The organism is Amycolatopsis sp. 505, from assembly GCF_031625235.1.
In the GTDB taxonomy this organism is placed as follows: domain Bacteria; phylum Actinomycetota; class Actinomycetes; order Mycobacteriales; family Pseudonocardiaceae; genus Amycolatopsis.
This window is the reverse complement of record NZ_JACKQP010000012.1, coordinates 269162-288400: the sequence shown is the minus strand read 5'-3', so window position 1 is coordinate 288400 and position 19239 is coordinate 269162. Positions and strand designations below refer to the sequence as shown.

Genomic DNA, 19239 nt, shown 5'->3' with positions numbered 1-19239 from the left:
ACGCCCTAGGCGAACAGCGCGAGCAGGCCCTCGGCCGACCGCACCACCACGTGCGCCGCGGTTCGTTCGGCGTGGGGGCGGTCCGGGCGCTCGGCCTCGTGCCGCCAGCGCCGGAGGGCGTCCAGGCCGGACTCGTAGATCTCGTTCGGGTCCGCGTCCGGTTCCAGGCCCAGCCGGTCGGCCGGGGCCGTGCCCTGGGCGCCCAGCAGCCGGACCGCTTCCTCGGCGGGCTCCCCCGACAACGCCGTGCGGCCGCCGCGGATGTCGGCGATCAGGCGCAGCTCCCTGAAATCGTGTGCGGCCGCGGCGAACCGCTCCACCCGGGACACCAGCCGGTCGCCGCCCGGGCGGGGCTGCGCGGCCAGCAGGGCCTCCAGCCGGATGATCGCCGTGCGCGCCCGCAGTGCCTCGGCTCGCGCCACGAAACACCCGGCCAGGGTGTCGCGCAATTCGCCCAATCCGCTGCGGCGCACCAGCTCCGCCGAGAGCTTGACGCGGTCGTCGCAGCCGGTGCGGATCAGGGTGAGGGCCAGCCGGACGCCGAACATGCCGAACCGCACCACCAGCGACCGGCGCGTCTCGACCGGGATCGGGCCCGGGAACGCCGGATCGGTGAACGAATCCACCGACAGCACGTGCCGTTCCAGCTCCTCGCGCGGCACCGCGGCGAACGCGGCCAGCAAGTCGAACTCGTCGTCGCGCAACGAGCGGCCGCCGTACGCGAGCTGCCCGGCGACGGCGATCACGCCCAGGAACCCGGTGCACAGCGGGTCTTCCCGCCACGCCCGCCGCGCGAGCTGCTTCGCGGTGAGCAGCGCGTCGATCCGGCCGGCGCCGACCTCGTCGGCCCGCGACAGCACCAGCACCGAGTTCACCGCGCTCTGCCGCGCGAACGGCGAGCCGCCCGGCGGGTGCGCCGCCGCGAGCTCGTCCGGCTCGAGGTGGCGGACCAGCCGGACCGTCGCGTCCGGGACGTCGTCGGCCGGGCCGGGGTCGTCGAGCAGCACCAGGTCGCGCAGCGCGCGCGTCGGCCATTCGCCCAGCGCGGCGGCGAGCGTCGTCTTCCCCGACGACGGCGCGCCCGTGAACGCGACGCGCAGCGGCTGCTCCAGCCGGTCGAGGCAGTCGTGCAGCAGCGCCGACGCCCGCGGGTCGTCCCGGTAGAGCCCGGCCGCGGCGTGCAGCAGGTCGCGGACGTCCTGGGTCACGCCGAGAGCTCCCGCCGCGGCTGCCGTCCGGCGATCGTGCCGAGCTCGCCCGCGCGCTGGTGCAGCCCGGCGAGCCGGTCGATCTCGCGGCGGATGTGCCCGGTCCGCCGTTCGCGCTCGGCGGTGCCGGCCAGGATCGTCTCGCGTTCGCGCGTCAGCTCGTCGGCGAGTTCCTCGGCCAGGCCGGTGAAGTGGTCGCGCAGGCGCCGCTGGACGACGCGGATCGCGTCGCGGCATTCCTTGCCGAACCGCAGGAAGACGTCGTCGACGTGCCGCTGCGCCGCCTGCTTGGCGACGGCCTGCCGCCGCTGCAGCCGCATCCCGCCCTCGTCCTTGATCGTCTTCGCGGCGAACGCGGCACCGGCGCCGAGCGAGACCGGGTTGATCAGCGGCAGCCCGGCGAGGCTGGTGACCAGGCCGAACATCAGCACGCCGCCGTAGGACCCGCGCAGGCCGGTGAACGCCTGCTGGCCGATCTTGAACTTCTCGATCTTCGGGCGGCCGACCTCGTCGAGGTGCTCCACGCCGGAGCCGTCGAGCCGCAGGTCGGGCAGGGCCCGGTCGTACTGGGCGCCGAAGCACGCCGCGACCGCTTGCGCGATCCACTCCGCCCGGTCGGCCAGCCACGCGTAGTTGACGTCGACCGCCTCGGCCAGCGCGTTGTCCAGCCAGGGCGCGAATTCGTCCCACACCTTCGCCGGGTCGCCTTCGTCGAAGGTCCGGTCGATCGTGGAGACGATCTTGCGCGTCCGCTCGCGCAGGTCGTACTCGGCGTCGGACAGCAGATCGGTGATTTCGTCGGACAGCAGGTTCTGCCACCGGGTGTTCTGCCGGCGCAGGTCGTCCGCGCGGCGCTGGGCCCGCTGCAGCAGCGCGGCCTGGCCGAGCCCGGCCTCCTGCCCCGCGGCGTCGATGCGGTCGCGCAGCGACTCCACCAGCTCGGCGGCCGCGGCGCGCACCCCGACGGCGGCGAGCAGCGCGCGCGACTGCTCGGGCGGGCGCGCGGCCTGCTCGGCGATCCAAGCCAGCAGCTCGGGGAAACCCGAGCGGGCGTTGAGTTCCGCGTCACCGGTTTTCGCGGCGGCTTGGCGCACCACGGCCGAAACGGGCAACACGGGCGCGTCGATCCCGGCCTCGCCGAGCATCGCGCGGTTGCGTTCGGCGACCGCGCGCCACCCGGGACTGGCGTCGATCTTCGTGAGCGCCAGCACGACGTGCGGGCACCACGTGCGGACGTGCCGCGCCAGCGCGAGCTCGGCGGCCGTCAGCGGCGCTGTCGCGTCGGAGACGAGGATCACCGCGTCGGCTTCGGCGAGCATGTCGAGCGCGGCGGCGGTGCGCGGTGACCGCGGGTCACCGACCGGCGGGGTATCGACCAGGACGAGGCCGGCCGAGAGGAGTTCGCGGGGCACGCCGACCTCGACGCGGCTGAGCGTGCCGGCGGGCCGGGCGCCGAGTTCGCCGGTGAGCCGTTCGACCGCGACGGGGATCCGTTCGCGGGACCGGCCGACCAGGGTGGCGGCGGGTTCGGGTGAGTAGGCGATTTCGGTGGGGACGGCGGGGGTCGCGGCGTCGCCGACCGCGCACACCGGCGCGTTCAGCACGGCGTTGAGCAGGTACCCCTTGCCCTGTTTGGGAAAACCGAGCACGCCGAGCCGGGTCTGCCCGGGCGGGGCGTCCCGGCGTCTGCGCAGGCGCTCGGCGAGATCGGCGCGGCCGTGCGTGCGGCACGCGTCCAGCGTCTCGTTGAGCACTTCGAGCCAAGCCGGTGCGGTCACGATGGTCGAGTGTCCCCGGTTCACTCCCCGTACGCACACCGGGTGCCCGTCCCGCGGCTGCACCCAGACCGCGGGACGGGCACCGGTGACCGGTTCGGGGATCAGTGCCCGAGGTGGAGGTCGTTGCCCGAGGCGATGTCGCCGAGGTGCAGGTTGCCCAGCGCGTTGTGGCTGATGTCGGAGACGTCGGACACGACGTCGTGGACGGCCGTGGCGTTGCCGGAAGCCAGCTCGCCGACGTTGCCGACCGGGTTGTGGTCGACGTTGATGCCGGTGGCGGAGGTCACGGTGTTGGTGACGTCACCGAGGCCGTGGACGGCGTTGGTGACCTCGCCGGTGACGTGCTTGACGTCGACGTCGCCCGCGCCCTTGAGGATGCCGGAGAAGTCGCCGACGTTGCCGAGCGAGCCGGTCACGTGGTCGACCGTGCCGGTGACGGCGCCGGTCGCGAGGCCGGTGACGTCGTGCGCCTGGTAGTCGACGTGGGCGCCGAGGTCCTTGACGTCGTAGACGGCCGAGCCGGCGGCCGAAACGGCCTGCGGCACCACGCCGGTGTTCGGGTCGGTCAGGTAGGCCGGGGCCGCGGTCAGGTTCGCCAGGGCCTGCGAGTCCAGGCCGTGGGCCAGGTCGCCGCCGAGGACGGCACCGGTCACGTTGCCGGCCAGCGCGGTCGCGTTGGCGGCGTTGGTCACCTCGTTGACGACCGGCAGGGCGCCGACGCCGCCGACGGCGGGCAGGTCGCCCACGGCCGGGAGCTCGCCGACACCCAGGTCGCCGACGCCCGGCAGGCCCGCGGTGGCCGGCAGGCCGAGGCCCGCGGTGAGGGCGGTGAGCTGGTCGATCGCGCCCTGGATGCCCGGGGCGTCGGTGCCGACCGGGGACAGGTCGCCAACGACGGGGAGGCCGCCCACGGCCGGGAGGCTGTCGACCGGCACGTAGTCGAGCACCAGCGGCAGGACCTCGTGCACGTCGGCGGCGCTGACGTCGCCGAGACCGGCGGCAGCGAGGGCGCCCTGCGGGTCCGTCCCGAAGGCCGCCAGCGCGGTCGGGTCGTTGAGCAGGTTCAGGGCGAAGTCGTGCAAGGTCTGCACGGATTCCATGGAAGTTCTCCTGGTCCGGTGGTTCGGGGGACGGCAGCGACCGCAGGGACCGCTGCTCCGTGATCAAGGTAGGGAGACCGTCCCCCAGCGCACATCGGGGATCACTCCGAGTCGCAGTCCGGTCAGCCGATAGGGGATCGATATGTCATCGTTAGGGAGTTAGGGGCTCATCCGAGACGCGCTCAGTTGGGTTAAATCCCTCCAGACCCTTGCCTGACTAACCCGTTTGGGTGAGGATGCCCCGAACCCTAGGGGGATTCCCTGCCCCCGATCGGCCGCCACGAGGTGAGGAGGAAAGCGCCGTTGCCCTACGTCCTCGGGATCGATGTGGCCCAGGGCCGGACCCACGCCGCGACCTGCCGCCGACAGGGCCCCGGCTGGGGCGAGCCCGAACCCCTCTGGCTGGGTGAGCGATCCCCGGCCGCAGCGTCCGCGCTGTTCCTCGACGACGAGGGGTACCTGCTCACCGGCGACGCCGCCGCGCAGGCGGGCGCCCAGGTCCCGTCCCGGCTGCTCACCGGCTTCCACCGGCGGATCGGCGACGACGTGCCGATGCTCGTCGAAGGCGAGCCGTTCCCGCCGGAGACGCTGACCACCGTGCTCGTCGAAGGGATCGCCGAGCACGCCGCGAACCTGTTCGGCGGCCCTCCGCAACACCTGGTGCTGACCCACCCCGGTGACTGGGGCGGCTACCGCCGTGACGTGCTGCGCCGGGCGCTGGCCGACTCCGGGTTCACCGCGGTGACGCTGGTCCCCGGCTCGGTCGCCGCCCTCGGCGCGCACCTGCCCCTCCCCGGGCCCGGTGCCCAGGTCGCCGGGGTCTGCGAGTTCGGCACCGACGGCGTGAACGTGACGCTCGCGACCGCGAGCGGCGCCAGTGGCTGGCAGCCCGGCCAGAGCGCCGAAGGCGTGGCCCCGGCGGCCGCGCTGAGCACACTGTTCGCGCTCGCCGGAGCGGCCTCGACGTCCCCCAAGGGGCTCGCCGGGGTGGTGTTCTGCGGCGACGTCCCCCCGCACGCGCTGCCGGCCCGGCCGCCGTGCCCGGTGTTCGCGGGACCGGTTCCGCCGGCGACCGCCGCCCTCGGCGCGGCCGCCCTCGCGGCCCTGCGCGCCGACCACCGCGGCACCCCGCAGGAACCCCCCGCCGTCGAAACCACCTTGCTCCCCAAGGTGGACACGCTCGGTGAGCTCGGCGAGCGGCCGCCCCGGCCGCCGGTCGAGATCACGCCGTTCGAGCTGCCCGAGCGCACCGGCCCGCTCAGCCTGTTCAAACGGCGGCGGCCCCTCGCGGCCGCGGTCCTGGTGCTCGCCGCGGCGGTCTCGGCCGTCGTGATCACCGTCACCGCCCGCGAAGCCACCGCCGGCCCCTCTCCGTCCCCCACCCATTGCGTCCCCGCCGGGGAAGGTCACTGTTGAACACTCTGCTCACGCAGGTTCCCCCGCCGCACACCGTTCCGGTGCACCCGGCGGCGCGGCAGCTGCTCGACCGCGTCGCCGCCGAACCGGCCGCTCCCCTGCGCCTCGCCGTCGTCGCCCCCGGCGGGTACGGCAAGAGCGTGCTGCTCACCGCGCTCGACCGCCGCTACCGCGAGGCCGGCGTCGAAGCGGTGCTGGTCGACGACGCCGACCGGCTCGGCCCGGACCAGCTCGAAGAACTGCTCGCCGGCGCGGACGGCCCGATCGTCGTCGCGCACCGGCCGGCCGCGGTGGCGCCCGGCTGGACGCTGCTGCAGCTCGGCCCGCTCGGCGTCGAAGACGTGGCGCGGCTGATGTCCGCGATGACGGGTGCGCCCGCCGACCCCGCGGCCGCCGCCGAGCTGCACGCGCGCAGCGGCGGGGTGCCGCGGCTGGCCGAACGCGCGCTGCGGGGGCGGCTGGAGGAATTCCGGCCCGAGCTCGACGAGCTCGACGACGACGTCCTCCGCTACCTGATCGCGGCCGAAGCCGGCGCCGGGCGCAACCTGGACCTGCTGTGCGCGCTGCTCGACCGGCGTCCCGACCAGCTGCCCGCCATCGTCGAGGGCGCCCGCGCCACCGGCCTGCTGGCGCCCGACGACACGCTGCTGCCGCTCGCCGCGGCCGCCGTCCGCGACTTCGGGCCGCCCGCGCGCCGGCTCACGACGGTGCAGCGGCTGGTCGAACTGCAGCTCGCGAACGGCCTCCCGGTGCTCGACCTGGCCCGCTCCCTGCTCGGCACGGGCAGCTCGGGAGCGTCCGCGGCGGCCGCGTTCGCCGCCGCGGCAGGGGAAGCGCTGCCGTCCGACGCCCGCTTGGCGACGCAGTTGTTCGAGGCCGCTGCCGAAGCGGGCGACCGCTCGGCGGCCGTCACGGCAGGCTGGGCGCGCGCGGCCGCGTTGTCCGGCGACCTCGACACGGCGTTGCGGCTCGGCGACGGGATGCTCGGCGCGGCCGACGCGGAAACCCGGGCGGCGGGCGCGGAAATCGCGGCGACCGTGCTGGCGCACCGCGGCGAACTGGCCCGCAGCGCCGAGCTGTACCACTGGGCGGGCCGTGCCGACGCGTTCTCGGCGACGGCCCTGGTCGGCACCGGCGACCTCGAGGGCGCCCGGCGGCTGCTCGACTCCCCCACGCCGGGCGTCGCACCGACGCTGTTCGCCGGGGCGGCCACCCGGATGGCCCGCGGCATCGTGGATTCGGTGTCCGGCTGCGCGACGGAGACGTTGTCGACGCTGCTGGGCGCGGCCGCGATGCTGGAGCCCGCGCTGGGTGGCACGCTGCTGCCGGACAGCCCGGCGGCGCTGGCCGCGCTGGTCGCCCTGCACACGGGCGAGCTGGCGCTGGCGGAGTCCGTGCTGAGCCGGGCGCTGGACGGCGGCACCGGCGGCGACCTCCTGGCCGCGCGCCACCGGTTGCTGCTCGGCTGGGTCGCGATGACGGCGGGCGACCTGGCGACGGCGGCCGAACACCGCGACGCCGTCGCGGGCCGTTCGTTGGAGGCGCGCGACGAGCTCTTCTTCGCCACGCTGGAACTCGGCCTGGCGCGCCGGGCGAGTGACCTCGTCGGCCTGCAGCGGTCGTGGAACCGGGCGTACCAGGCGTCGATGCGGCAGCAGACGGACCTGTTCACGTTGCTGCCGCTGGGCGAGCTGGCGATCGCGGCGGCCCGCACCGGCGCGTTCGCCAAGCTGTCCGGCCAGTTCGAGCGCGCCCACAGCCTCCTGGCCCGGCTGGGCGAACCTCCATTGTGGACGGTCTCCCTGGTCTGGCACGAGCTGCACGCGGCGATCACCCTGGAGGACGCGGACGCGGTCAAGGCCCACCTGGCGACACTGACCACCCACGCCCACTGCGGCCGCCACCCCCGCGCCCTGGCCACGGCGGCCCAGGGCTGGCTGGCGGTCCTCGGCGGAAGTTTCGACCCGGACGCCATCACGGCGGCGGCGGCCGAGCTGCACGACCTGGGCCTCCGCTGGGACGCGGCCCGCCTGGCCGGCCAGGCGGCGATCCGCACGTCCGACCGCAAGGCGATGGTCCAGCTCCTCGAGGCGGCCCGCCAGTTCCAGGGAACGGCGGCCCGCCGCGACCCGGGAGCATCATCGGAACCGGCGGCGGGGACGGGCCTGGCGGCGTTGAGCGAGCGCGAGCTGGAGGTGGCCCGCCTGGTCGTCGAGGGGCTGACGTACAAGCAGGCGGGCAGCAAGCTGTTCATTTCGGGCAAGACGGTGGAGCACCACATGGCCCGGATCCGCGGCAAGCTCGGGGCGGCGGACCGGCGGGAGCTGCTGGCGACGCTGCGGGAGCTGCTGTCCCGCCCGGACGCTTCTTAGCTCGTCGCGTCCGGCGGATCGCCGGCGCTGATAGGGGCACGGCCACCAGCTCGGTAGATCTCGTCGTAACGTGGCCCGGCCGCCGCAAACTCCCCGCCATCGCCAAGGTCCAAGCGCCCCGAACGGGTGAGCGGCTGGTCGAGGCGATCATGACTGCACTCGGCGAGCAGACCGTCACCGTCCCGGGCACCGCCGCCGCGGACACCGTCCTCCCGAGGCTGGCCGACAGCCTCGCAGCTCCGGCACCAGCGTCAAGGGCGAACACCCCGCCCGAACCGGCAGCCCGCCCCGGGGGCGCCCCCCGGTTCCAGTCTATCGGCGGCGGGCGACGAAAAGCCCGGGAACGATGGCCGGTGGGCCTCGTTGTCCACATCGTCGGCGGGTTGTGGACAACGAGGTCCGCTCAGGTCAGGCTGCCGCCGTTGTGGCCGTGAACGTTGCCGCTGGGCCGGTTCCCGTTGCCGTGATCGCCGCGACCGTGAACGTGTAGGCCGTGGCCGGTTTCAGGCCGTCCACCACCCTGGTCATGCCCTTGACCGTCGGCTGGGTGACCAGGGCGTCGCGGCCCTCCACGCGAATCGTGCGGCCGTCGGACACCGTGATCACGTACGCCAGGACCGGGGTGTCGCCCGTTGCCGCCGGTGGGTTCCAGCGGATCGAGGCCGCCGTTGCGCTCGGCAACGCCCGTGCGCTCGTCGGAATGCCCGGCAGCACCGCGGTTTTCGGGCCTGGCGTCACCGGTGCCGAGGGCAGCGATGGCTCGCTCGTTCCGTACGCGTTGCGTGCCGCGACTGTCACCGTGTACGGCGTTCCCTCCGTCAGTCCGGGCACTTCGGCGTACGCGCGCTTCGCGAAGTCGGCCGCCGTCACCGTTGAGGAATACGTGCGGCCGCCGCCCGATGCCGTCACCACGTAGTGCGTCACCGGGGCGTTGTTGAACGCGAACGTCGGGTTCCAGGTTGCGTACAGCCTTCCCGCCACGGCGAACGTGCCGACGCGTGACGGCGCTTCGGCCGGGGCCTGACCTCCGACCTGGCGGGTGAGCAGCCCGCGGTAGGCCGGCTCGAGGCCCGCGTTCGCGACGATCTCGGGCGGCGCGTCCGCCGGGTTCGGCAGGAGGTGGTTGCCGCGGGTGATGGCGCCCTTGTCGACCTTGTCGCGGTCGCCCTGTTCCCAGTAGTTGCCCTCGGTCAGCGTGGGGTCGTTGTTGCCCAGGTCGTCGCGGTAGTCGACGTGCACCGTGCCGACGTTGAAGTACGCCGTGCGGTAGAGGACGTTGCCGCGGATCGTCTCGTAGGTGTTGCCGTTGTCGGTGTAGACGCCCTTGCCGAGCCCCCACTGGTCGTGGATGACGTTGCCGGTGACCTTTTCGCCGTCGGCCAGGGAAGTGCCGGTGATGCCCTGGGTGTAGACGCCGCCGCCGTCGTCGAGCATCTGCATGTAGTCGAAGATCAGGTTGTCCGAAACGACGTTGTCGTGCGACAGGTTCGGCGTCGCGGGGCGCTTGATCTTGTCCGGCCAGCCGCCCCACCCCACGGAGATCGCCGAGTAGCCGACGTGGTCGATCTGGTTGTGGGCGATGGTGTTCCGCACGGTGTAGCCGTTGACGATCGGCACGCCGCCGTGGAATTCGCGCGGCAGGCCGTAGAGGTGGTTGTCGGTGACCCGGACGTCGCGCACGACGTCGGCGTCGGTGTCGGTGAGGGGCTTGTCGACCCCGCCGATCTGGACGCCGTTGCCGGAGATGTCGGTGAAGATGTCGCCGCGCACCTGGGATTCCTTGGTGCCGTCGAGCAGGTCGAGCCCGGCGCCGCCGAGGTGGGCGAACACGCTGTCGGCGAATTCGACGCGCCGGCCGTGCGAAACGGAGACGTTGGCGGGTTCCCGCGTCCACGAGGCGTACGGGCAGGTTCCGCCCGGCACGAACTGGCAGAGTCCCTGGACGGCCCAGCCGTCGGCGCCGGTGATCGTGTAGCCCGCCTGGATTTCCGAGAACCCTTCGGGCGACGACGGCGTCAGCCAGGTCGCGTAGGAGTAGCGCAAGCCGCGGAAGGCGACGTCGTGGATCGGCGAGGCGGCCGTGCCCTTCGCGTCGAGGAGCTTCTCCAGCACTGGCATTTCGACGTCCGCGCGGCGCAGGTCCTGGCCGGGCTTCGGCTGGTAGTAGACGACGCGGGCGGACCGGTCGAGGTACCACTCGCCCGGGGTGTCGAGCAGCTCGAAGGCGTTTTCGGCGTAGGTGGGGTGCCGCCCGTTGGTGAGGTCGGCCGGGCCGACCATGTTGACGCTGCGGCCCGGGATGTCGGGGAACAGTACGCGTTTCGTCGAGTTGTCCCAGCACGGCTGGGCCATGGTGATCGTCGTGCCTGCGGCGGCGGCGAGCGGGCAGCGCGGTTCCGTCCACTGGCCGAGGCCGTCGCGCTGGACGTTCCACAGCGCCTCACCGGAGACGTACACGAACTCGACGTCCTTCGGGTTCCGCCAGTGGGCGAGCGTGTCGGCACTGGCGGTGTAGCCGGTGTCGGTGGCCTTGACGGTCACCGGCAGCGGGCCGCGGGCGCGATGCTCGCGGACGCCGTCGACGTAGAGCTGCCGGGTGTTGTCGAGCCCGGCGGGCGCGGGCGCGGCGAACAGGCCCGGACGGCCCGGCACCGGCCGCCAGCCGGTGACCCGCACGCCGCCGTTCAGCTCGGTGTCCTTGCTGCCCTGCCAGATCACGCGGTGGCCGTTGCCGCCGGAGTCCCGCGCGTCGAGCCGCAGCGGGGCGGTCAGCCGGAAGACGCCGGGCGCGAGGTGGACGGTGAGATCCCGGGTCAGGTGCGGCGCGCGCTGCCGCACGAGGTCGCGGGCGCGCTCGAGGGTCCGGACGGGGTGCCCGGCGCTGCCGGAGGCCCGGTCGGAGCCGGTGGGCGAAACGTAGACGTCCTGGCCGGCGGCAGTCGAGCCGGCCGCGGCCACCGGGCCGGTCGTGGCGAGCAGTGCGCCCGCGCCGAAGAGAACGGTCACCACGGTGCGGCGCCGCGTCGAGCCCCACTTGGTCAGCATGGGTCGAAAGATAGGATCTCTCGGCGGCGATGTCGACAATTTCCCACTCAGCGGGGCAGACAGTCACCTATTCATCGGATGCCTGCGGGTTTCAGTCGCGGCTGGGCCCGAATCGTTCGGTGCGGATCCGGTGCGGGTCGTGGCCGAGGGCGACCAGGATGTCCGCCACCGTCTCCACGAAGCCCGTCGGCCCGCAGACGAAGCAGGACGCGCCGAACTCCGCCGGCCAGCCCGCCGTGTTGATCGTCGCCACGTCGATGCGGCGCGGAATGCCGGGACGGCCTTCGGGCAGCTCGCGCGTGTACACGTACGTCACGTCCACGCCCGCCACCGGCGTGCGCAGCTCGTCCGCGTAGTACAGCTCCGCCGGGGTGCGCAGCGAGTAGATCAGCTTGAACGGCGTCCGGACGCCCGCCGCGCGGCGAGCGCGGATCATCGCCATCAGGGGGACGATGCCCGAGCCGCCCGCGATCAACAGGACCGGCGCCGGATCCGCCGGCCGCCAGGCGAACCAGCCGCCGATCGGGCCGCGGATCTCGACCGGGTCGCCGATCGCGTAGGGGCCGGTGAGGTGCTCGGACACTTCGCCGTCGGCGACGCGCTGCACGGTCAGCTCCACCCGGTCCCCGTCCGCGGGCGCGGCGAGGGAGTAGCTGCGCTGCGCGCGGTAGCCGTCCGCGGCGGTGAGCCGGACGTCGACGTGCTGCCCCGCCAGGTGGCCCGGCCAGCCGGGCAGGTCGAAGACGAGCGTGCGCGCCGTCGGCGTCTCGTCGCGGAAGCCGGCCAGGCGGGCGACCCGCCAGGCTAGTCGCCCTGATACCGCTGTTCGCGCCATGGATCCCCGTAGTCGTGGTAGCCGGCGTTCTCCCAGAAGCCCGGCTCGTCCCGGGTCTTCAGTTCCAGTCCGCGCACCCACTTCGCGGACTTCCAGAAGTACAGGTGCGGCACGAGCAGCCGCGCCGGACCGCCGTGCTCGGGCGTCAGCGGCTTGCCGCCGTACTCGTAGGCGATCCAGGCCTGGCCGTCGAGCAGGTCGGCCAGCGGCAGGTTCGTGGTGTAGCCGCCGTAGGCGTGCACCATGACGTAGTCGGCCTCGGTGCCGAGCCCGCCGACCAGCGTGTCGACCGAGACGCCGCGCCACCGGGTGTCCAGTTTGGACCACTGGGTGACGCAGTGGATGTCCACGGTGGGCTTCTCGCTGGGCAGGGCCATCAGCTCAGCCCAGCTCCAGGTGTGTTTCTCGCCCGTCTCGGTGGTGACGGTGAACTCCCACGTCTCGGTGCGCACGCGCGGCGTCGGGCCCGCGGAGAGGACCGGGAAGTCCTCGGCCAGGTACTGCCCCGGTGGCAGCCGCGGGTTGCCGCTGCGCGCCCGGCCCTGGAAACCCGGTGTCACGACGCCCATGCGGTGCTCCCTTCCCGATCGCGACGAGCCTACGCCCGCACGTGCAGCCCCAGCGACGTGACGAGCACCGCAGCCTGTTCGGGTGACACGATCGCCCCGGTCAGCACGGCGTCCGTCGGGTCGAGCGCCGAGAGGTCGCTGCCCCGCAGCTCGGCTTTCGGCAGCTTGACGGCGTGCAGCAGCGCCCCGGACAGGTCGACGTCGGCGAACACCGCGCCGCTGCAGTCCGCCCCGGTGAGGTCGGCCTCCCGCATCCGGACGCCCTGGAACCGGACGGCCCGCAGGTCGGCGCCCGCCAGCCCGGCGAACGACCAGTCCCCGCCGGTGACCCGCAGCGGCCGCAGCTCGCACTCGCTGAAGCTCGAGCCGACGAGCTTGCACCCGGTGAATTCGGCGTCGAAGAAGTTGCATCGGGTGAAGGTGCACCCCGTGAACGCCGAGTCCTCGTGCCGGGACGCGTTGAAGCGCACGTTGCCGAACACGCAGTCGGTGAAGACGGCGTTCCGGGTGACCGCCTCCGAGAAGTCGGTCTCGCGGAACTCGCACCGCACGTAGTGCCGCCCCGCGATCTCCTCCCCGTACCAGTCGTCGCGGACGAACCGCTGCTCCTCTTGCGTGGCCTCGGACATGCCGCCAGGCTAGCGGCAGATCCACGCCGGAGGGGCCGCGCATGCTCGACGCCGACGAAGTCCGGAAAGCCGTGCCGATGCCGGCCGCGATCGACGCGGTGCGCTCGGCGTTCCTCGACCTCGCCGCCGGCCGTTTCGAGGTGCCGCAACGCTTGTCGTTCGCCTCCGCGACCACGCTCGTGATGACCGCCTGCCACACCCCGACGTCGACGACGGTGGTGAAGACGCTCAACCTGGCCCCCGGCCGCACGCCGATGATCCTGGGCACGCCGGTGTGGAACACGGCCGCCGGCCAGGTGGTCGCCGACGCGGTCGAGGCCACGGCGCTGCGCACGGGTGCGGTGTCGGGCGTCGCCACGGACTTGCTGGCCCCGCCCTCGGCCGGCAGCCTGGCTCTCCTCGGCACGGGAGCTCAGGCGGCCGACCAGGTGCGAGCGGTGGCGGCGGTGCGGCCGCTTCGCCGCGTGTCGGTGTTCGGCCGGGACCGCTCGCGCGCTTCGGCCTTGGCGGACCGGTTGCGGCCGGAGTTCCCGTCGGTGACGGTGCGGGTGGCCCGCGACGCAGCGGACGCGGTGTCCGATGCGGACGTCGTCTGTTGCGCCACTTCATCGGCGACTCCTCTCTTCGGTGTCGATGACTTGCCGGAACGGGTTCATGTCAACGCGATCGGGTCGTACCTGCCTTCCATGCGGGAGCTTCCCGCGGAGTTGCTGGCCACCGCGGGGTGTGTGGTGGTGGATCAGGTCGGTGCGGTTCTGTCGGAGGGCGGTGAGGTGATCCACGCCGTTTCCGCCGGGCTTCTCGATCGGGGGAAGCTGGTTGAGCTGGGGTCGGCGTTGGGTCGGCCGCCGGCGGTGGGTGGGCGGACGGTGTTCAAGTCGGTGGGGCTTGCGGTGCAGGACTGGGCCATCGGCAGGCTGCTCGGTGAAGCGATGGGGATGCGGCCTTAGGCCGGGTCGGTTGGCGGGTGTCGGCGAGGGTGCGCCCCCCTGGGCCGAGGCCGCCGCTGGGCACCTGTACCCAGACGGACGACACGCGCACCGGGATGGACGACACGCGTACCCAGACGGACGACACGCGTACCGGGATGGACGACTCGCGTACCTAGGCGGACGACACGTGCTCGGGAGGTGGCCCGCCGGGGAACGTGCGGCGAGGGAGAGGGGCACCGGCGGACGGGGTGGCGGGGCGATTGGTGGCGGAGGGCCTTCGGTGGCCGCCGCGTTGGGCGGCGGGCGTGCGGAGTAGCGGGAGGCGTTGGGTGGCGGAGGCGTTGGGTGGCCGGGGCCTTGGGCGACGGGCGCGTTGGGCGGCGGGGGCGTTCGGTGGTCGAGGGCGGCGGGCGGCGGCGTGCTGGGTGGCGGGGGCGTTCGGTGGCCGAGGGCCTCGGGCGGCGGCGCGTTGGGCGGCGGGGGCGTTCGGTGGCCGAGGGCCTCGGGCGGCGGCGCGTTGGGCGGCAGAGGCGTTTGGCAGCGGGCGCTGGGGCGTTGGGCGGCCGAGGGCGTTGGGGGCGGGCGCTGGGGCGTTGGGCGGCCGAGGGCGTTGGGGGCGGGCGCTGGGGCGTTGGGTGGCCGAGGGCGTTGGGTGACGGGGGCGTTTGGTGGTGGAGGCGTCGGGTAGCCGGGTGTTGGGGTGGTCACCTGGGGTGGTGGGTGGGCGGCGGAGAGCAACGGGAGCGGCCGAACGGCGCAATCTTGGGTCGGACGCGTTTGATCTGTCACCCGATCCGGGAATTTTCGCGGCATGTCTCCTTGGCGAACCACCACCAGACGGAACACGGCCGTGCGGGTCATCACGGCGATCGGCGCGATCTTCGCGGGGATCGAAGTTCTCTACATGATCATGGTGCTCGCCGGCGCGAACGCCGGCAATGCCTTCTTCCAGTTCATCAAGTCGCTGGCGGTTCCTCTCGCGTTGTTCTGGCCCGGCTTGTTCCCGGTGGACAGCCCCAGCCTGGCCGTGATCCTCGACTACGGCCTGGCCGCGGTGTTCTGGCTGGTCGTGACCGGCATCATCGCCCGCTTTGCGGGACGGTGACCGAAGGCGGACCACCCGCCGTCGCCGCCGCCGGTCGCCCTGGGCGACACTGGACGGATGAGCGACGGCAGGTGGTTCGACGGCTGGTCACCCTGGCCCGAGCTGGCCGACCTGGCCGCGGCCGGGCGTTCCCTGCTCCCGAACGTCCCGGTCACGCCGGCCGCCCTCGTGCGCACCGTCACCGAGCAGCTCGTCGGCCGCCGGCTGACCGCGAAGGTGGGTGACCGCGAAGTCGGCCTCACCCTCGCCGAACTCGACTACCCGGCCGACAGCCTCCGGCTGGCCACCGGACGGCTCGGCGACGTCCGGATCGTCGCCGAGGACGTCGACTGGCCGGAGTCCGAAGGCGAAAACGAGCCCGGCAGCATCCCGCTGCGCCGCGTCACCGTGCTCGCCGAAGACGTCCGCCTCCGCTCGCTGCCCACGCCGGCCGCCAAGCCCGCGCGGGTGCAGCTCGGGATCGCCGTGTCCGCCGACGTGCTGCGGGACCGGGTGGCGAAAGCCCGCCCCGGGATCGTCGCCACCCCGGCCGGCAACGGGCTGCTGCAGATCCGCTGGGCCAAGCGCCCGCACTGGGGCCATCTGACGCTCCGCCCGCAGGTGGCGGACGACGCCGTGGTGCTCGTGCCGCAGACCCTCCACATCGGACGGCGGCAGCTGCGCCCGCCCCGGGCTTTCCAGCCCATCGTGCTTCCCCTGCCGGAACTCCCGCCCGGCCTGAAACTGACCAAAGTGGAGCCACGGCAGGACGAACTCGTGCTGCACACCGTGGCGGAGGAATGGCCGGAACGCCTCTCCCGCATTCCCCTGCCGGACCTGCTGAGCTGGCTGACCACCGCCACGATGACCCTGACCCTGCCGAACCTCGGTACCCGTTCATGATTTCTCCTCTCCGGCGAGTGCGACAACGACCACGCTACTCGAACGCGCGTTCGAACATCATCACCCACAGGTGTGGAGATCAGGCGTCGCGATCCCGCAGGTACCGCGTGTGGTCCGCCTGCCGGTCGACCTCCGCCGCGTAGAACCGCTCGGCCACCCGGTGCGCCTCCGCCTCGAGCAAACCCAGCTGTGCCACCAGTTCTTCGCCCGCACCGGCCCGCCGCGCCGCGAACCACCACGGCAGGTTGAGGTAGGTTTCCAGCGACAGCGGCAAATCGGTGCCCGCCAGCCGCACGACCGCGTGCTGCAGATCAGGGTCGGCCGAGAGGCGCGAGGGCCGGGAAAGCAGGTCGCGCAGCACCAACGCGATCCGGCGCACGGTGTCCACAGAGGACTCCGGCATCCGGGACGCCTGCGCCGAGACCACGGCCTCGAGCGCGTCCAGCGACTGCCGCAGCTCACCGGAGGTGTCGGGGACCAGCCGCACCTTCTCCCCCGGCGCCAGCAGCGCCCCGGCCGCGTAGAGCGCCGCCACGACGAACGGCCAGAACCACCCGACCACCCCGGTCAGGTACAGCCCGACGCCGATCAGGCCGCCGACGCAGCCGGCGAGGTTCTTGGTCGACCCCAGATAGCGCAGCATCATTGGTACCCGCGAATCTCCTGGAACACCTGCGAAAGCCGGACGTTGCGCGCGTCGAACACCTTCCCGCCGGTCCGCGTCGCGACCTGGGTCAGCTCGTCGCTGCTGCCTTCGCCGAACAGGACCGTGAACACCGGAACCTGGTTCACCGTGGGCGGCAGCGACCCGAACGATCCCAGGAAGTCCCCCAGCGACGAGCCGTTCGCGTTCTCGCCGTCGGTCATCAGCACGATGGAGGTGAACCGGTCCGGATCCGCGGCCGTCAGCGGCTCGAGCACCTGGTAGGCCCGCGAAAGGCTGTCGTAGATCGCCGTCCCGCCGCGCGCCTCGAGCCCTTCGGCGAACGTCTTGATGCGCGCCAGCTCGGCCGCAGGATCGGCCTCCGGCACAGTGAACGTCCGTGGCGTCCCGGGCGAAGTGTTGAACGGCAGCATCGTCACCTCCTCCCGGCTCCGGAACCGCCGGAACCGGCCGGTCAGCGACGTGTCCGCGCCGGTCAGCCCGACCAGCGCGGCCCGCAGCGAGTCGATCCGCGAACCGGCCATCGACCCGGACGTGTCAAGCACGTAGAGCGTCCGCGAGGGCCGCCGGAGCTTGTCGAAGTACGCCGACAGCAGCGCGTCGACCGCCTGCTGCGTCGCCGGGAACGGCAGCTCGACGAGGTCCCGCTGCGCGAACTGCGGCTCCAGCGCGACCCCGGGCACGACCGGACGCCGTCCGGTGGTCTCCATGATCCGCTGCTGCACCGAAGGCGTCCGCAGGTGGTCGGTGAGCCGCTGGTGGGCCGAACGCGCGTCGGAGCCGGCGGAAGCCAGCAGGGTGAGCGGGTAGTCGGCGGTGACGACGCCGTCGCTCGGGTAGATCAGCGTCAGCGGCGCGGGCAGCTTCCCGGAGGCGTTCGCCGACAGCAGCACGGACTCGTAGTTGATCAGCCCGTCGACCGGGTCCGGTCCGGTCGCGCGCCGGACGTACGCGTCCGAGAGCCAGCCCGAGGAACCCGCCGAAAGCGCCTGGGCGCTGAAGAACTGCGTCAGCTGCGGCGTCACCGAAGCGATCTGCTGGGCGTCGATCGCGTTGCCCGCGCCTGCCAGCGCCGAAGCGACACCGACCAGTGCCGAGAACCCGGAGTTCGACGCCGACGGGTCCGTCATCCCGTAGCTGAACGCCTTCTTCCCGGCCTGCGCGGCGATCTCGCCCCAGCTGACCGGCTTCCCCGCCCAGCCGAGCCGCTGCACCACCGGCGTGGCCAGCCCCAGCACCACCGGCGAGCTCATGATCTTGACCTGGTTCCCGAGCCGCTTCGCCGCTTCGGGAAGGCCGGCGGGGTACCGGTTCGACGAGAACCACACGGCGTCGTACTTGCCGTCGACACTGCCGTTCGCCAGCGCTTCGGCGCCCTCCAGCGTCCCGGTGAAGGTGAACTTGACCGTCACTCCGGTGGCGCGAGCGGCTTCGTCGAGCACCGGCTGCAGGTCCGCCAGCTCGCTGCCCGCGAGGATCCGCAACACGCCCGGCTCGGGATCCCCGAGCGGTGCCGACGACGGTTCGGAACACCCCGCCAGCAGCAGCACGCCCACCAGGAGCGCCAGGAACTTCCTCATGCTTCCCCCTCGTGCGAACGCCGCAGGTGGTCCTCGGCGCGGCGGATCTCCCCGGACAGCGACTCGACGGTCGCGGCCATGGTGCGGACGGCGTCGGCGCGGAACCCGTCGATCGCGTCGATCGAGGCGTAGATCCGGTCGAAGGACGCGCGGATCGTGTCGGTCGCGACGGCCGGGTCGCTGCTCGCCTTGCGGATCTCCGCGGACTGCAGGTCCAGCAGCTCGGCGTTGGCGCGGATCAGCCCGTCGGTGGTCGCCTGCAGCGCCGCGACCTCGTCGAGGACGTCCCGCTGGCTCGCCAGCGCGCCGCTGACCAGCAACGCGACCCGCAGCGCGGACACCGTCGTCGACACCGCGCGTTCGACGCCGCGGATCAGCTCGTCGTTGTTCTTGCGCACCAGGTCCAGCGCGAGGTAGCCCTGCGCGCTGACGGCGAGCTGGGTCAGCAGGTCCTGGTGCCGCTGCCGGATCGGGTACAGCACGTCCGCGCGCAACGCGTTGGCGCGTACGGGATCCGTCAGGTCGAAGACGCCGGCCTGCGCTTCGATCGCGCCGTCGACGGCCTCGGCGAGCGCGGCCGCTTCGGCGAGCTTCCCCATCACCTGCCACAGCCGCTCGCGCTCACCCTTGATCGAGGCGTTGTCGCGGCGCAGGACGTCCTGGCGGCCACGCAGGTCGACGACCAGGGCGTTGACCGGCTCGTTCGCCGCCCGGTAGCGGTCCAGCGCCCGCTTCGCGCCGGCCACGGCCGGGAACACGCCCAGCAGCTTGCGGCCGGTGAGCGGCAGCTTCGCCGGGTCCAGCTCGGCGACGGTCCGGCGCAGGCTCGCGAGGCTCGTCGTGACGCCGTCCTGCGGCGACACCGCGCTGCGCAACGACCGGTCGAGCATCGTTCCCGCGACACCGGCCGCCGCGCGCATGTCGGCCTCGCCGACGGCGAGCAGCTCGTCCAAGAGGTCGGTGAACTCCGGTGACCGGACGTCGAGGGCTTCGAGCCGGGACGCGAACTCCGCGGCGCGAACGGAGACTTCCGACCGCGTTTCGGAACTGAGCGTGATCAGCCCGGCGGCGCGCTCGGCGGGGATCGCGGTGACCGGCTCGGGCGGGGTGAGCGCGAAGTCCAT

Annotated in this window: 15 protein-coding genes and 1 pseudogene; 6 read left to right on the top strand and 10 right to left on the bottom strand. The window is 73.1% G+C overall.

All coding sequences use genetic code 11. From position 1 onward, the window contains the following. Positions 1 to 5: 5 nt before the first annotated feature. The 3 genes from H5965_RS38715 to H5965_RS38705 all read right to left on the bottom strand — a co-directional run bounded on the left by H5965_RS38715 (position 6) and on the right by H5965_RS38705 (position 4086). Positions 6 to 1208 carry a GTPase gene (locus tag H5965_RS38715; RefSeq protein WP_310976014.1) on the bottom strand — a complete coding sequence of 401 codons (1203 nt, stop codon included), beginning with the start codon at positions 1206 to 1208 and terminating at the stop codon, positions 6 to 8. Further along, positions 1205 to 2986, bottom strand: coding sequence for an isoniazid inducible protein IniA (locus H5965_RS38710; protein WP_310976013.1), 1782 nt, complete (start codon positions 2984 to 2986; stop codon positions 1205 to 1207). The genes H5965_RS38715 and H5965_RS38710 overlap by 4 nt, the downstream gene beginning before the upstream one ends. A 101-nt stretch (positions 2987 to 3087) precedes the next feature. Next, positions 3088 to 4086, bottom strand: a complete 999-nt coding sequence (locus tag H5965_RS38705; RefSeq protein ID WP_310976012.1) for an IniB N-terminal domain-containing protein — start codon at positions 4084 to 4086, stop codon at positions 3088 to 3090. A 303-nt stretch (positions 4087 to 4389) separates the two neighbouring features. Between H5965_RS38705 and H5965_RS38700 the strand changes: the two genes are divergently transcribed. From H5965_RS38700 to H5965_RS38690, 3 genes and pseudogenes are all read left to right on the top strand, one after another. Beyond that, positions 4390 to 5502: a molecular chaperone DnaK gene (locus tag H5965_RS38700; protein ID WP_310976011.1), complete on the top strand. Its 1113-nt coding sequence runs from the start codon at positions 4390 to 4392 to the stop codon at positions 5500 to 5502. Beyond that, positions 5499 to 7874 (top strand): helix-turn-helix transcriptional regulator, encoded by a 2376-nt coding sequence (locus H5965_RS38695; RefSeq protein ID WP_310976010.1) that lies wholly within the window; start codon positions 5499 to 5501, stop codon positions 7872 to 7874. The genes H5965_RS38700 and H5965_RS38695 overlap by 4 nt, the downstream gene beginning before the upstream one ends. 77 nt (positions 7875 to 7951) lie before the next feature. Next, positions 7952 to 8107 (top strand): annotated as a pseudogene (locus H5965_RS38690) (IS110 family transposase); the annotation flags it as partial. Between the two features lie 175 nt (positions 8108 to 8282). Here the strand turns inward: H5965_RS38690 and H5965_RS38685 are convergent. The 4 genes from H5965_RS38685 to H5965_RS38670 all read right to left on the bottom strand — a co-directional run bounded on the left by H5965_RS38685 (position 8283) and on the right by H5965_RS38670 (position 12952). Next, on the bottom strand, positions 8283 to 10919 hold the full coding sequence (locus tag H5965_RS38685; protein WP_310976009.1) for a fibronectin type III domain-containing protein: 2637 nt from the start codon (positions 10917 to 10919) through the stop codon (positions 8283 to 8285). A gap of 91 nt (positions 10920 to 11010) precedes the next feature. Continuing rightward, positions 11011 to 11754, bottom strand: a complete 744-nt coding sequence (locus H5965_RS38680; RefSeq protein ID WP_310976008.1) for a ferredoxin reductase — start codon at positions 11752 to 11754, stop codon at positions 11011 to 11013. Beyond that, positions 11724 to 12323 (bottom strand): sulfite oxidase-like oxidoreductase, encoded by a 600-nt coding sequence (locus tag H5965_RS38675; RefSeq protein WP_310976007.1) that lies wholly within the window; start codon positions 12321 to 12323, stop codon positions 11724 to 11726. The genes H5965_RS38680 and H5965_RS38675 overlap by 31 nt, the downstream gene beginning before the upstream one ends. A gap of 29 nt (positions 12324 to 12352) precedes the next feature. Continuing rightward, complete coding sequence (locus tag H5965_RS38670; protein ID WP_310976006.1) at positions 12353 to 12952, bottom strand: pentapeptide repeat-containing protein; 600 nt, start codon at positions 12950 to 12952, stop codon at positions 12353 to 12355. Between the two features lie 41 nt (positions 12953 to 12993). Between H5965_RS38670 and H5965_RS38665 the strand changes: the two genes are divergently transcribed. From H5965_RS38665 to H5965_RS38655, 3 genes are all read left to right on the top strand, one after another. Next, positions 12994 to 13902: an ornithine cyclodeaminase family protein gene (locus tag H5965_RS38665; protein WP_310976005.1), complete on the top strand. Its 909-nt coding sequence runs from the start codon at positions 12994 to 12996 to the stop codon at positions 13900 to 13902. 832 nt (positions 13903 to 14734) lie between these two features. Next, positions 14735 to 14989 carry a hypothetical protein gene (locus H5965_RS38660; protein WP_003083120.1) on the top strand — a complete coding sequence of 85 codons (255 nt, stop codon included), beginning with the start codon at positions 14735 to 14737 and terminating at the stop codon, positions 14987 to 14989. 57 nt (positions 14990 to 15046) lie between these two features. Then, positions 15047 to 15871, top strand: a complete 825-nt coding sequence (locus H5965_RS38655; protein WP_310976004.1) for a hypothetical protein — start codon at positions 15047 to 15049, stop codon at positions 15869 to 15871. A gap of 79 nt (positions 15872 to 15950) precedes the next feature. On the opposite strand, the gene H5965_RS38650 is transcribed toward H5965_RS38655, so the two are convergent. The 3 genes from H5965_RS38650 to H5965_RS38640 are packed head-to-tail and all read right to left on the bottom strand — an operon-like array spanning position 15951 to position 19239. Next, a complete protein-coding gene (locus H5965_RS38650; RefSeq protein ID WP_310976003.1) occupies positions 15951 to 16517 on the bottom strand; it encodes a hypothetical protein in 567 nt (188 codons plus the stop codon). Then, entirely contained in the window at positions 16514 to 18115 is a 1602-nt protein-coding gene (locus H5965_RS38645) for an extracellular solute-binding protein (protein ID WP_310976002.1), read from the bottom strand. The genes H5965_RS38650 and H5965_RS38645 overlap by 4 nt, the downstream gene beginning before the upstream one ends. Then, positions 18112 to 19239 (bottom strand): toxic anion resistance protein, encoded by a 1128-nt coding sequence (locus H5965_RS38640; protein ID WP_310976001.1) that lies wholly within the window; start codon positions 19237 to 19239, stop codon positions 18112 to 18114. Before H5965_RS38640 ends, H5965_RS38645 begins: the two co-directional genes overlap by 4 nt.

Coding starts and splice junctions, on each gene's coding strand:
- H5965_RS38680 (WP_310976008.1), bottom strand. CDS start 11,754: ATGGCGCGAACAGCGGTATCAGGGCGACTAGCCTGGCGGGTCGCCCGC.
- H5965_RS38650 (WP_310976003.1), bottom strand. CDS start 16,517: ATGATGCTGCGCTATCTGGGGTCGACCAAGAACCTCGCCGGCTGCGTC.
- H5965_RS38670 (WP_310976006.1), bottom strand. CDS start 12,952: ATGTCCGAGGCCACGCAAGAGGAGCAGCGGTTCGTCCGCGACGACTGG.
- H5965_RS38640 (WP_310976001.1), bottom strand. CDS start 19,239: ATGGACTTCGCGCTCACCCCGCCCGAGCCGGTCACCGCGATCCCCGCC.
- H5965_RS38645 (WP_310976002.1), bottom strand. CDS start 18,115: ATGAGGAAGTTCCTGGCGCTCCTGGTGGGCGTGCTGCTGCTGGCGGGG.
- H5965_RS38655 (WP_310976004.1), top strand. CDS start 15,047: ATGAGCGACGGCAGGTGGTTCGACGGCTGGTCACCCTGGCCCGAGCTG.
- H5965_RS38705 (WP_310976012.1), bottom strand. CDS start 4,086: ATGGAATCCGTGCAGACCTTGCACGACTTCGCCCTGAACCTGCTCAAC.
- H5965_RS38685 (WP_310976009.1), bottom strand. CDS start 10,919: ATGCTGACCAAGTGGGGCTCGACGCGGCGCCGCACCGTGGTGACCGTT.
- H5965_RS38675 (WP_310976007.1), bottom strand. CDS start 12,323: ATGGGCGTCGTGACACCGGGTTTCCAGGGCCGGGCGCGCAGCGGCAAC.
- H5965_RS38665 (WP_310976005.1), top strand. CDS start 12,994: ATGCTCGACGCCGACGAAGTCCGGAAAGCCGTGCCGATGCCGGCCGCG.